The organism is Neomesorhizobium albiziae (assembly GCF_900114255.1).
Classification (GTDB): Bacteria; Pseudomonadota; Alphaproteobacteria; order Rhizobiales; family Rhizobiaceae; genus Neomesorhizobium; species Neomesorhizobium albiziae.
Genome location: NZ_FOSL01000011.1, coordinates 34575 through 46809 on the forward strand (window position 1 = coordinate 34575; position 12235 = coordinate 46809).

The following is a 12235-nucleotide window of genomic DNA, read 5'->3' on the forward strand; positions in this document are numbered from 1 at the left end:
ACTATCTGTCTCCGGCGTAGAGGGCTTGCGGGTTTTCGTTGAAACCGAGCGGTTTATCCAAGGGCCAAAGGTCGGCGAGCGAGAAGGAGATGGTATCGAACGGAGCCGCACTGACGCTGTCGTCGGAGTTCCAGTCTCCGATCTTCATCCAGCGCCGGTCGCGGTTCTCGAAGGCTTCCAAAATCTGCAGCCGCGGATCGATCAGCCACATGTGGGGAATGCCTGCTTCGGCATAGATGCGCATCTTCAAAGTACGGTCGCGCTTCTCCGTAGAGCCGGATAGGACTTCGCAGACCCAATCTGGCGCAATGGTGAAGTAGTTCTTGTCGGGATAGGTTTTCAGGCGTTCGCGTCGCCAGCCAGCAATATCTGGAACGAGAATATTTTCACCGAAGCTGATTTCCGGTTCGGGGAAGAACACCCAGCCTCCCGGACCGCCGCCACCCCATTGAAAGGGGTCTGTCAACTTCGCCGATATCGCGTTGGCAGCCCCGGCATGTCTGGGCGAAGGCCGAGGATGCGTCAGCAATTCACCATCGATAATCTCGGCAACCAAATGCGGCGGAACCGCTTCCAGGTCGGCATAGGTAGCGCGCTTTTTTGCGGATTCTGCCATGCTGATCAATCAGTTCCGTCGATTGCCTGATGGACGTTACGCGGCCACCATCATGACCGCGCCGTAAAGCGTCAATTCTCCTCAGCGATACGTCACCGCCTTCACCGCCGCGACGACCTCCGCCACGTTCGGCAGCGCCAGCTTTTCGAGGTTGGCCGCGTAAGGCATCGGCACGTCCTTGCCGGCAATGGTGATCACCGGGGCGTCGAGGAAATCGAAGGCGCGCTGCGACACCTGGTTGGCGATGAAATCGCCGACCGAGGATTGTGGGAACCCCTCTTCCACAACGACAAGGCGGTTGGTCTTCTTCACCGAGGCAATGATGGTGTCGAGATCCATCGGGCGTATCGTGCGCAGATCGATGATCTCCGCATCGATGCCCATGCCGGCGAGCTCTGCCTCCGCCTTCACCGCATAGGTCATGCCGATGCTCCAGGAGACGATGGTAACGTCCTTGCCCTTTTTATGGATGCGCGCCTTGCCGATCGGCAGCACGAAATCGTCGAGCTTCGGCACGTCGAAGGAATGGCCGTAGAGGATTTCGTTCTCGAGGAAGATCACCGGGTTCGGGTCGCGGATCGCCGCTTTCAAGAGGCCCTTGGCGTCGGCCGCCGTATAGGGCTGCACCACTTTCAGGCCCGGAATGTGGCTGTACCAGGCGGCATAGTCCTGGCTGTGCTGGGCAGCGACGCGCGACGCCGCACCGTTCGGGCCGCGGAAGACGATGGGCGCGCCCATCTGGCCGCCCGACATGTAAAGCGTCTTCGCCGCCGAGTTGATGATCTGGTCGATCGCCTGCATGGCGAAGTTGAAGGTCATGAACTCGACGATTGGCTTCAGCCCGGCCATAGCCGCGCCCACGCCGACGCCGGCAAAGCCATGCTCGGTGATCGGCGTATCGACGACGCGCCGTGGGCCGAACTCCTGCAACAGGCCTTGCGTGATCTTGTAGGCGCCCTGGTATTCGGCAACCTCCTCGCCCATGACGAAGACGCTTTCGTCGCGGCGCATTTCCTCGGCCATGGCGTCGCGCAGCGCTTCGCGCACGGTCGTCGACACCATCTCGGTTCCCGCGGGAATATCCGGATCCGCGGCCACTTCGGTCTTCGGCGCTGCGGCAACGGGTGCGGCCGCGGGCTTCTCCGCCTCGGCCTTCGGCGCTTCGGGCGCCGCTGCCGGCTTGGCCGGAGGCTCTTCGCCAATGCCTTCCCCGGCCTTGTCCACGTCTTCGCCGTCGACCGCCAGGACGGCAATCGGTGTATTGACCTTCACGCCTTCGGTGCCGGCAGCGACCAGTATCTTGGCCAGCGTGCCTTCATCGACCGCTTCAACCTCCATCGTCGCCTTGTCGGTTTCGATCTCGGCGATCACGTCACCGGCGACTATTCTGTCGCCTTCGTTCTTCAGCCATTTGGAAACATTGCCTTCCTCCATCGTCGGGGAAAGCGCGGGCATCAAGATTTCGATCGGCATGTTCGCGCCCTCCCTTAGAGTACGATGTCGGTCCAGAGCTCGGAAACATCCGGCTCGGGATCGGTCTGCGCGAATTCGGCGGAGTCGGCGACAATGTCGCGAACCTCCTTGTCGATCGCCTTCAGGTCATCTTCGCTGGCCCATTTCTTGTCGAGCACGCGCGCCTTCACCTGTTCGATCGGGTCGTGGTCGGAGCGCATCTTCTGCACTTCTTCCTTCGTCCGGTATTTCGCCGGGTCGGACATCGAGTGGCCGCGGTAGCGGTAGGTCTGCATCTCGAGGATGATCGGTCCATTGCCCGAGCGGCACCATTCGGTGGCAAGGTCGGAAGCCGACTTCACCGCGCGAACATCCATGCCGTCGACCTGGATGCCGGGGATCTTGAACGAGGCGCCGCGATGCGAGAAGTCCGTCTCGGCCGAGGAGCGCGTCACCGAGGTGCCCATGGCGTAGCGGTTGTTTTCGATGATGTAGATGACCGGCAGCTTCCACAGCGAGGCCATGTTGAAGCTTTCGTAGACCTGGCCCTGGTTGGCGGCGCCATCGCCGAAATAGGTCAGCGAGACATTCTTGTTGCCGCGGTAGCGGTTGGCGAAGGCGAGGCCCGTGCCCAGCGACACTTGCGCCCCGACGATGCCGTGGCCGCCATAAAAATTCTTCTCCTTGGAGAACATGTGCATCGAGCCGCCCTTGCCCTTGGAGTAGCCTCCACGGCGTCCGGTCAGCTCGGCCATGACGCCGCGCGGGCTCATCTCCATGGCCAGCATGTGGCCGTGATCGCGATAGGCGGTGATCATCTGGTCGCCTTCGATCAGCGCCATCTTCATGCCGGTAACGACGGCTTCCTGGCCTATATAGAGATGGCAGAAGCCGCCGATGAAACCCATGCCGTAGAGCTGGCCGGCCTTCTCTTCGAATCGCCGGATCAAAAGCATGTCGCGATAGGCCGCGAGCTCCTGTTCCTTGGTGAAATCGGCCGGTTTCGGCGCAACGGGGCCGCCCGGGCCCTTGGCGTCCGCCTTCGATTTGGCAGACGTCTTCTTCGCGGCAGTCGCCATCAATCACTCCCTGTTGGCTGTCTCTTCGCGGACATTCGGAGGCAATCTGGCAGCGCCGTCACCTCCCTGGCTATGAGAAAAGCTAGCATGCAAAATGACGTAGGGCCATGCGGAAAAATGCATGGCTGTCATGCAGCTAAATCGTTATATTTACAGGAAATATAAGCGATTAACTGGATTTCAGTTAATCGTGCCGGGGCGGTCACGCATGATGGTGATCTCGTCGGGCTGCGAAAAGTTCAGCGCCTTGCGGGCCTGCTCGTCAAGCATATCCTTTTCGAGCGTGCCGTCATGTAGCAGCTGCACGCGATGCTCCAGCTCGACGCGCTCGCCCTTCACCGTGGCCAGCTCTGCCTGCAGTTCGGCCATGCGCGCCTCGAACCTGTACTTGGAATAGATGCCGAATTCGCCGTGATAGGCATGGAAGCCGAAATAGGCGAGAAATGCCGCCGAAATGACCGGCACGATCAACCGTCCGGTGTTTCTTCGTCTGTGCTGGCGTGTCCACATGGTGCGAAAACCTCTCGCACCTTTGTCGCCCGATCATGCTTAATGCCGGGTTACGAGACGCTGGCGCCGGCGAAAAAACCGCGCTGGAATTCAAAAAAGCCGCTGCTCTTTCCGCGAAAGCGCGAACCCCGCGCCGCGTTCGTTGGTGCAGGTCACGCCTGTGCGCTCCGAGCGGCAAGTGATGCTGCCGCGCCGGAACGATTCGCCATAGGGCAGCACGAGGTAGTGGCCCCGGATCGTATCGCCGACGCAAAGCAGTTCTCCGCGCCTTGACGTTCCATCGAGGCCGAAGTCGCTGCCCCAGTCGAGTTCGCAATCCTTTGGGCGCGGCGGCAACGGCGTTGCCTTGTCGGCGATGTTGCAGCGAACGGACGTATCGTCGAAGAACGCGCACTGGATGTTGCCGGACGGCGTGCGGAAGCCGTCCAGGGAATCCTGCGCCAGCGCGGCAGGCGCCTGAAGCCAGAAGAGAGCGGTCGTGACCGCCAGCGTGCCGGCGAGCCGCGCCGCATGAAACCGCGCCGCGGCCGCTGGCACGGGATCAGGCCTTGAGGATCGACGTGCCGGCGTAGCGCGCCTGCTTGCCGAGTTCTTCCTCGATGCGGATCAGCTGGTTGTACTTGGCGGTGCGGTCCGAGCGCGCCAGCGATCCGGTCTTGATCTGCCCGCAATTGGTAGCGACGGCGAGATCGGAGATCGTCGAATCCTCGGTTTCGCCCGAGCGGTGCGACATGACGGCGGTATAGCCGGCCTTGTGTGCGGTCTCGACGGCGTCCAGCGTCTCGCTCAGCGAGCCGATCTGGTTGACCTTGACGAGGATCGAGTTTGCCACCCCCATCCTGATGCCGTCGCGCAGCCGCGCCGAGTTGGTCACGAACAGGTCGTCGCCGACCAGCTGAACTTTCTTGCCGCACAGGTCGGTAAGGTGCTTCCAGCCCTCCCAGTCGTCCTCGGCCATGCCGTCCTCGATCGAGATGATCGGATAGTCGGCGGCAAGCTTGGCCAGGTATTTCGCCTGGGTCTTCGGGTCGCGGGTCTTCTTCTCGCCTTCGTAGACGTAGTTGCCGTCCTTGAAGAATTCGGTTGCCGCGCAATCGAGCGCTATCGCCACCTCTTCGCCCGGCTTGTAGCCGGCCTTCTCGATCGAGGCCATGACGAAGTCGAGCGCGGCTTGCGCGCTCTTCAGGTTGGGCGCGAAGCCGCCCTCATCACCGACATTGGTGTTGTGGCCGGCGTCTTTCAGCCCCTTCTTCAGCGTGTGGAAGATTTCCGAGCCCCAGCGCACGGCGTCGCGCAGCGTCGGTGCGCCGATCGGCATGATCATGAATTCCTGGAAGTCGATCGGGTTGTCGGCATGCGCTCCGCCATTGATGATGTTCATCATCGGCACCGGCAGCACATGCGCCGAGGCGCCGCCGACATAACGGTAGAGCGGCAGGCCGGAAGCCTCCGCCGCAGCCTTGGCGACCGCCAGCGACACACCGAGGATGGCGTTGGCGCCGAGCCGGCTCTTGTTCGGCGTGCCGTCGAGCTCGATCATCGTCTGGTCGATGTGGATCTGGTTTTCGGCCTCCATGCCGCCGATCGCCTCGAACAGCTCGCCATTCACCGCCTCGACCGCCTTTTGAACGCCCTTGCCGAGATAGCGCGGACCGCCGTCACGCAGCTCCATCGCTTCATGCGCGCCGGTGGAGGCGCCGGAAGGAACCGCCGCGCGGCCCATCGTGCCGTCCTCCAGGATCACGTCGACTTCCACGGTGGGGTTGCCGCGGCTGTCCAGAATTTCGCGGCCGACGATATCGATGATTGCGGTCATGTTCGAAAATCCCTTGATGGAGCGGTAGCGAATAGCCGCGCCCGTCTTAGCCATTGGCCCGCAAAACGCAATGCGGCGGCGGCAAAAATTGCCGTCGCGTCAGGCGAACCGGATCCATCCTTACGCGGCCGGCTTCACCGTCGCCTGGAATTTCGACATCAGGTACGGCCCCGAAAGCACCGGTTCGTAGAGCGGTTTTTCGCCCGGCGCCAGGCAGGATTCGAGACAGGCGATCTCGGCATGCCAGTTCGGCTGGTGGAAGAACGCCAGCGACTGCCGGCGCACAGCGCTTCCGTCGGCGTTCACGACACGGTGCAGCGTCGACACCCAGCGGTCGTTGGTCCAGCGTGCCATCAGGTCGCCGATGTTGATGACGAAGGCGCCGGGCACCGGCGGCACCTCGCGCCATTCGCCTTCCGGCGTGAATATCTGCAGCCCGCCCGAGCCGGGCTGCGGCAGAAGGATGGTCAGGCTGCCGTAGTCGGTATGGGCGCCAGCCCGCAATTGCCCCGGCTTCGGCGGTGTCGACGTTTCGGGATAGTTGAGCGCCCTCAGCGCGCTGATCGGCGCATCGATCGATTTTTCGAAAAACCTTCCGGCAGGCTCAGCGCCACCGCAAACACCCGCATGATGCGGGCGGCAAGGTCTTCCATGGCGCCGTAATAGGCCTTCCAGGCTTCCACGAACCCTTCAGGCTCGCCCGGCCATATCGTCTCGGCGTAACAGAACGACAGCGCTTGGGCGTCGGTCAGCCCGGTCGGGATTTTCAGCGGACCGCCATTGAAACTCTCCTTCAGGTCCGGCGGCGTGTCGACACCCTTGGATTTCGCCAGTGCCTCGGCGCCGCTGCCAAGATAGCCGTAGGGATAGCCGGGATAGGGTGCGCGCACGGCGTCCTTGGTTTCCTGCGGCAGGTCGAAGAAATCATGCGCCGCCTGCCAGACGCCGTCGATCGTCGCCTGCGGCACCGCATGGCCGCTGATCGCAAGAAATCCGGTCGACCGGCAGATATCATCCACCTCGCGGCCGAGTTTCCGGCGCTCTTGCGCGCCTGCCTGTTCGAAACGGGAAAGGTCGAAAACGGGAAACGATGGCATTCTGGCGCTCCAGGGCTAAGAGGCTGCTCGATAACTCGCTGCGGTGAGTCAAATGGCGGTGGATTTCGAGAACCGGAGCGGAGCGTACGTATAGCACGCGAGCACCGGAAGCGCAGAAAACGCCGTCATTAGAGCGCCGCGCGTCCTTTTGGACGCGCAAAGGACGCTCTAAGATTTTGAATCGCTGCATCGTGCTTTCCGAAAATCGATCCCGATTTTCGGGCCGCCGCAGTAGAGTTTGCGAATGCGTAAAATCAAAGTCCGCAGTTTACGTCAGGCTTGCCTCCGGTCGAGCCCGGGATTCAACTTTTCGACAGGCGATGTCATCATTTGTCATCGGCCTGCCCGCCGACGCCGGCGGCGTTTTGCGCTATGATTCGTGCTGCGTGGGGCGAGACTGGAGGGAGTTTCGCCAATAAGCCAGCTGAGCGGTATCGTCAGCCTGTTCTTCATCGCGGCGGCGTTTTTGACGTCCTGCGACAACCCCGAGCCGCAAGGCCATTCGAATATCTCCATCATGCAGGCGCATGATTAGGCATTTTGAGTGTTAGGGGAAGCAACTGACGTCGCTGGAAGGCAAAAAAACGGCCCCAACCGGGGCCGTTTTTTAGTATCTGGCGCTGCTACCAGTACGGATCGACCTGGTAATAGGCATAGGAGGCATCGCGCGCCTTCTCGCCATCCTTGCCGGCCAGCTCGTTGATCGAATAGGCGGGCGCCGCCTTCAGCTGTTCCTTGGTGTAAGGCACGACATAACCGCCGCGGTCCTTCTCGTAGTCGAGAACCGACCATGGAATGGCGTGGAATTTCTCGCCGATGCCGAGAAAGCCGCCGAAACCGATGACCGCGAACATGATGCCGTTGGAGCTCTTCTCCAGCATCACGTCCTCGATGGTGCCGATATGCTCGCCGGCGGTGTTGTAGACCTCGGTGCCGATCACGCGCGAAGCGGCAATGGCGTCGGTATGCCCAGTGTGGGTCGTCATCATATCTCACACTCCTCGTTGTCTTGGCGATGCAGGAACAATGAGGAGCGACAGCGAAGGTTCCGAGAAAGTCGAGGATCAGGGTGTGTTGAGATTCAGGTTAGGCCGAGTCGAGAATGGTGGATTTCGAGAACCGGAGCGCAGCGTACATTTGGGTACGCGAGCCGCGGCAAGCGCAGAAAGCCGACATTTGCAGACCGGCATCACCTGAATATCAAAACAGCCTAGTCCGCCAGGATGAAAGTCACCTTCATGTTGACCCGGTAGGCGGTGATCTTGCCATCCTCGACGACGATCTTCTGGTCCTGGATCCAGGCGCCCTCGACATTCTTCAGTGTCTTGGCGGCGCGCTCGATGCCCTTTTCGATGGCGTCCTGAAAACTCTTCTTCGACGAGGCGGTGATTTCGGTGACGCGGGCGACAGACATGGCAATCCCTCCTTGCGCACTGTTTGGCCGGTCACCCTACAACTGGGCAGTGCCAGCGGCAAGCAAGGGTGACATCGACGGCGGAACAAGCCCGCCCTCCATGAGTTAACGGCGCGAAGGGACTTAGAGCATGATCCCGAAAAGTGGAAACCGATTTTCGGGAAAGATCATGCTAAACAAAGAGATAGAGCCAAATTCCGATCCAGTCGGAATGGCTTGGGCTCTGGTCGGAGGAGATTTTCCGATGAAAGTTATCGGCGTAAAAAACATTCTTTCGCCCGCAATCGCTGGCTTGATGATGTGCGGCGGCGTGGCCGTGGCAATGGCGCAGGATGTGATCATCGCGCCGGAGCAGGAAACCGTCATCCGTGAATACGTCAAGAAGAAACCGCTGGCGTCGATTTCGGTGCCGGGTGTCGAGTTGAACATCGGTTCGACATTGCCGGAAACCGTCGAGGTTCACAGATTTGAAGAAGTTTCGGACGTTACCTACGAGTATGTCATCGTCGACAACAGGACCGTGCTTGTCGAACCTGGCACACGCAAGATCGTGAAGATTTACGACTAATGCTCTCGCCCGCCGTCATTCCATGGGATTGGCGGCGGGCCTTCTACCTCTGCCTTGCGACAGGTCGCTTCTCCCACGACCATGCCGCCGTCCCTACCCCTTGGCGATCCTGTCGAACGCCATCAGCTGCTCCAGCAGCGCCGGCATGTCTTTCAGCGGCACCATGTTGGGGCCGTCCGAGGAAGTCGAATTGTCCGGGTCCTGATGGGTCTCGATGAAGACGCCGGCGACCCCGACCGCCACCGCCGCCCGCGCCAGCGTCTGCACGAAGCGCCGCTCGCCGCCGGAAGAACCGCCCTGCCCGCCCGGCTGCTGCACCGAATGGGTGGCGTCGAAAATCACCGGCGCGCCGATTTCGGCCATGATCGGCAGCGCCCGCATGTCGGAAACCAGCGTGTTGTAGCCGAAGGAGGCACCGCGCTCGGTCACCAGCACGTTGGCATTGCCCGAACCGGTCACCTTGGCGACGACGTTCTTCATGTCCCACGGCGCCAGGAACTGGCCCTTCTTCACATTGACGATCTTGCCGGTTTTGGCCGCCGCGACCAGAAGGTCGGTCTGGCGGCTGAGAAAGGCTGGGATCTGCAGGATGTCGACATGCGGCGCGACGAGGCCGCACTGTTCCTCGCTGTGGATGTCGGTCAGCACCGGCAGGCCAAACTCCTTGCGCAAGTCGTCGAACACCGGCAGCGCGGTATCGAGGCCGGCGCCGCGGGTGGCGCCAAGCGAAGTGCGGTTCGCCTTGTCGTAGCTGGTCTTGTAGACGAGGCCGATGCCGAGCTTGCCGCAAACCTCCCTCAGCGCTCCCGCCATGTCGAAGGCATGCTGGCGCGATTCGAGCTGGCACGGGCCGGCGATCAGCGTCAGCGGGGCGTCGTTGGCGAAGCTGACTTTGCCGGCGGTGACGGTGTGGTTCGGCTTGTTCATCTCATGGCCTCGAAAACGAAATTAGTGCCCTGCCCGGGTGCCGGCGGCACGATGATGCGATTGTCGCGCCTCTCGTAGGAGATCGCGTTCGCATTGAAAAGCTTTTCTGCTGCGGCCGGATCGGCCACGCCGAAGATAGCGGCGTGAAGTTGCAATCCATCGCTTGTCGACGCCGCGGTCCCGTATCGGGCTTTCGCCGCAGCGGGGTCGACGACAACGACAGTGCTATTGCCCACCGCGATATCGAAGCCTGCGGCATTGTCGCCAGCCGCGTCGGCGCCGGTAAGTCGCCGCAGGAAGTCGCGATGTTTCAGGGGCTTGTGCGCAACCGCCACGACACCCCTCAGTGCTGAAACCCCGTTGGCATGACGTTCGAGCGCCGTCCGGTCGATTTTGGGCGCATTAACCCGTTCGCAGGCGAAAAAGAATGCGGTTTCCGCGTCCGGCTCCGCCGCGAAAGCCAGCTTGAAACTTGCCGTGTCGGTCTGTCCGGCGGCATCGACGAACGGACGCGAGAATTCGAGCATCGCGCCTGCCGAGATCTTTTCGGCGCGAAACCTGCGGTCGTCGGCATCGGCGTTTTCGGTTCCGAAGACCACCGCGGAAAACCCTTCGTCGCCTTGTCTTTCGCGAAAAGCCCGGTCGCGCGCGACGAAGACATTGCCGTTGCGCATCGCGGCGCCGGCCGCAGCGCGGTCGCCGATCGCCAGCGGCTCCAGGAAAGTGCCGCCTTGCAGGTAGACGCAACAGTTGACCGTGCCGAACGGGTGGACGCCGACCGGCGCCACGGTGAAGCCGAGAGCGCCAAGCCGCGCCCGCGCGGCGTGGAGATCGGCAACGGGCAGGACCAGGTGATCGATGGGAAGCGTCATTGGCCGCATGTGGCGCAAAGCAGGCAACGGTTCAAGGGGCATGGTGGCCGGCGACGATAGCGGCAACCGAGGCGCTGGCGTTATCTCCCCTACAAGGGAGGAGATACGCCCGTCCCTGCATTTGTCAGCATCTGTCAGCAGTCTTTCATTTTGTTTTATGCACGCCCCTTTCCGCCTCCGGCATAGTGGCTGCATCGCCCTCACGGGAACCTGGTGCGCACCGGGTATCAGGGAGGGCGACGGTGCCGGATCGGCAGCGCTGACGGTGGCGCTGCTGGGGGAACCCGTAGGTCCGGGCCCTGACCGAGCGGCAGTCACATTGACTGGATGGAGAGTTTGGTCGCGGGGCCACTGTCCATGATTTCCCAGTGTCCAACGATCTTTCCGTCGGCCACCTGAAATAGATGCGCAACCTGGAATTCGAGCTCTTGGTTACTGGCCGTAATGCCCAGATCAGGCATGTCCTTCTTGATCGTGCCCTTCAATGTCCGAAAGACGGCGACACTGTCTCGAGCCGCAACAACGTGCTCCACGGTGCCGTGGATATCTGGCATTGCCTCGACGGTGCGCTGCCACCACTCCTTTAGTTCCTGCTTCCCGCCCGGCGGTACATATGGACTGTGCTGAACAAAGTTTTCCGAGAAGAACTCGTCAACGGCGCTGATATTGTGTTCGTTGAATATCGTCTCGATCGCGCTCAGGACGAGCTTTACGTTCGACTCGGATTCGATGGACGTGACGATCATCTCTCCCTCCAATGGCCTCTGTCGCGTACAGCCAAGGTTATCATCTGGGAGCTGATTGCTGCTCGCTGAGCCACGCGTTCCATGTCTTCACGCCCTTTCTGTCGTCGGTCTTGACGAATCCCATTGCCAGCCCGGCTTTCTCCGAAACAGGGATAGAGGCCACGAGCCTGTGAAAACCCTTGGCGCGCTTGAATTGACGTCCAAACTCGGCGAACGACATCGTCTCCGGCCCTCCAATCTCCGCTCGAATCCCACGCTTTCCGTCATCGAGGCACTCAGCCAGATAGTGAGCGACGTCAGTTGTATCGACTGGATTGGTCGGAGCAGCGGGCAGTGGCCAAATGGGAAGCCAGCGTAGGCCGCCGAGCATCTGCGCCGTCAAGTAATAGTAAGGTGTCGCGCGAACCACCGACCACGGGAGCTGCGATTGCTTTACCAATTGCTCTCCCGCCAACTTGACGCGAGCGTAGGGAAGCGACGTGGATTCGAGGCCTACGATCGAGACGAACAGGAAATGCTTTATCCCGGCGCCCGACGATGCCTCCAGAAGTTGGCGCGTCCCATCAACATCGACTGTCGACGGCGAAGAAAAGAAATCGATCGGCCTCATTCCACGCTTCGCGATCGGCGACAGCGTCGCAGCGTGAAGCACGGTGTCCACGCCCCGCACAGCATCGACCAATCCCTTCCCGGTCGCCAAATCCCCTTGCGCCCATTCAACCGTCTTCGAGGTGCCAGGCTTGAGTGCCAAAAGCCGCACATCGACAACGAAGCCGGGGCGTATGGCTACGGAACCAACGGAGTTCTCCACGGCGGCTCCTCAAAATGGCCATCAGAGGCAATGATAAGGGTGTCTGGTGAATGAATACTCTCTCTCCGCGCGGACGTCTAGCCCCTATTATCGGTAGTGAGGAATGGAAGATGATAGATCCCGATCCTTGCAGGCGAGGTGTCAGCACCGCACGCCATGCGACGCCGATTGTGCTTCGTTCGAAAAGGACAGTAACAACGGAAGTTTTCAATAGAGCGCACACAACGACTTATGCTCGACCACTGAAGGGGACATTGCCCGAGCGGCCTTGCGGACGCTGCCACGCCTTAGCCGCTGCCTCGATGTGTCGAAGGTGCTTAGCTCAAT

15 protein-coding genes are annotated in these 12235 nt (G+C 61.2%); 1 reads left to right on the top strand and 14 read right to left on the bottom strand.

Going from position 1 to position 12235, the window contains the following annotated elements; genetic code table 11:
• Position 1: 1 nt before the first annotated feature.
• The 10 genes from F3H98_RS17695 to F3H98_RS17735 form a co-directional block, all read right to left on the bottom strand.
• Positions 2-616: a Uma2 family endonuclease gene (locus F3H98_RS17695; protein ID WP_149761492.1), complete on the bottom strand. Its 615-nt coding sequence runs from the start codon at positions 614-616 to the stop codon at positions 2-4.
• Positions 617-697: 81 nt separating this feature from the next.
• Positions 698-2089: a pyruvate dehydrogenase complex E1 component subunit beta gene (locus tag F3H98_RS17700; RefSeq protein WP_149761493.1), complete on the bottom strand. Its 1392-nt coding sequence runs from the start codon at positions 2087-2089 to the stop codon at positions 698-700.
• Positions 2090-2103: 14 nt separating this feature from the next.
• Complete coding sequence (gene pdhA / locus F3H98_RS17705; RefSeq protein ID WP_149761494.1) at positions 2104-3147, bottom strand: pyruvate dehydrogenase (acetyl-transferring) E1 component subunit alpha; 1044 nt, start codon at positions 3145-3147, stop codon at positions 2104-2106.
• A 180-nt stretch (positions 3148-3327) separates the two neighbouring features.
• On the bottom strand, positions 3328-3657 hold the full coding sequence (locus tag F3H98_RS17710) for an FtsB family cell division protein (RefSeq protein WP_149761495.1): 330 nt from the start codon (positions 3655-3657) through the stop codon (positions 3328-3330).
• 90 nt (positions 3658-3747) lie between these two features.
• The gene (locus F3H98_RS17715; protein ID WP_244621767.1) at positions 3748-4194 is read right to left on the bottom strand and encodes a DUF6636 domain-containing protein; all 447 of its coding nucleotides are present in this window, start codon (positions 4192-4194) and stop codon (positions 3748-3750) included.
• 4 nt (positions 4195-4198) lie between these two features.
• Positions 4199-5473, bottom strand: coding sequence for a phosphopyruvate hydratase (eno, locus tag F3H98_RS17720; protein WP_149761496.1), 1275 nt, complete (start codon positions 5471-5473; stop codon positions 4199-4201).
• Positions 5474-5593: 120 nt separating this feature from the next.
• Complete coding sequence (locus F3H98_RS31795) at positions 5594-5977, bottom strand: 2OG-Fe(II) oxygenase family protein (protein ID WP_244621768.1); 384 nt, start codon at positions 5975-5977, stop codon at positions 5594-5596.
• Positions 5978-6024: 47 nt separating this feature from the next.
• Positions 6025-6570 carry a 2-oxoglutarate and iron-dependent oxygenase domain-containing protein gene (locus F3H98_RS31800; RefSeq protein ID WP_244621769.1) on the bottom strand — a complete coding sequence of 182 codons (546 nt, stop codon included), beginning with the start codon at positions 6568-6570 and terminating at the stop codon, positions 6025-6027.
• A 623-nt stretch (positions 6571-7193) separates the two neighbouring features.
• Complete coding sequence (locus tag F3H98_RS17730; protein WP_149761680.1) at positions 7194-7556, bottom strand: PRC-barrel domain-containing protein; 363 nt, start codon at positions 7554-7556, stop codon at positions 7194-7196.
• A gap of 224 nt (positions 7557-7780) precedes the next feature.
• Positions 7781-7984, bottom strand: a complete 204-nt coding sequence (locus tag F3H98_RS17735; RefSeq protein WP_149761497.1) for a dodecin family protein — start codon at positions 7982-7984, stop codon at positions 7781-7783.
• A gap of 295 nt (positions 7985-8279) precedes the next feature.
• Between F3H98_RS17735 and F3H98_RS17740 the strand changes: the two genes are divergently transcribed.
• Entirely contained in the window at positions 8280-8552 is a 273-nt protein-coding gene (locus F3H98_RS17740; RefSeq protein WP_244621779.1) for a DUF1236 domain-containing protein, read from the top strand.
• A gap of 93 nt (positions 8553-8645) precedes the next feature.
• On the opposite strand, the gene kdsA is transcribed toward F3H98_RS17740, so the two are convergent.
• From kdsA to F3H98_RS17760, 4 genes are all read right to left on the bottom strand, one after another.
• A complete protein-coding gene (gene kdsA / locus F3H98_RS17745; RefSeq protein ID WP_149761498.1) occupies positions 8646-9479 on the bottom strand; it encodes a 3-deoxy-8-phosphooctulonate synthase in 834 nt (277 codons plus the stop codon).
• Positions 9476-10351 carry a VOC family protein gene (locus F3H98_RS17750; RefSeq protein ID WP_149761499.1) on the bottom strand — a complete coding sequence of 292 codons (876 nt, stop codon included), beginning with the start codon at positions 10349-10351 and terminating at the stop codon, positions 9476-9478. Before F3H98_RS17750 ends, kdsA begins: the two co-directional genes overlap by 4 nt.
• Positions 10352-10665: 314 nt before the next feature.
• Positions 10666-11097, bottom strand: a complete 432-nt coding sequence (locus F3H98_RS17755) for an ester cyclase (protein ID WP_149761500.1) — start codon at positions 11095-11097, stop codon at positions 10666-10668.
• Positions 11098-11137: 40 nt separating this feature from the next.
• Positions 11138-11908: an SDR family oxidoreductase gene (locus tag F3H98_RS17760; RefSeq protein WP_149761501.1), complete on the bottom strand. Its 771-nt coding sequence runs from the start codon at positions 11906-11908 to the stop codon at positions 11138-11140.
• Between the last annotated feature and the right edge of the window lie 327 nt (positions 11909-12235).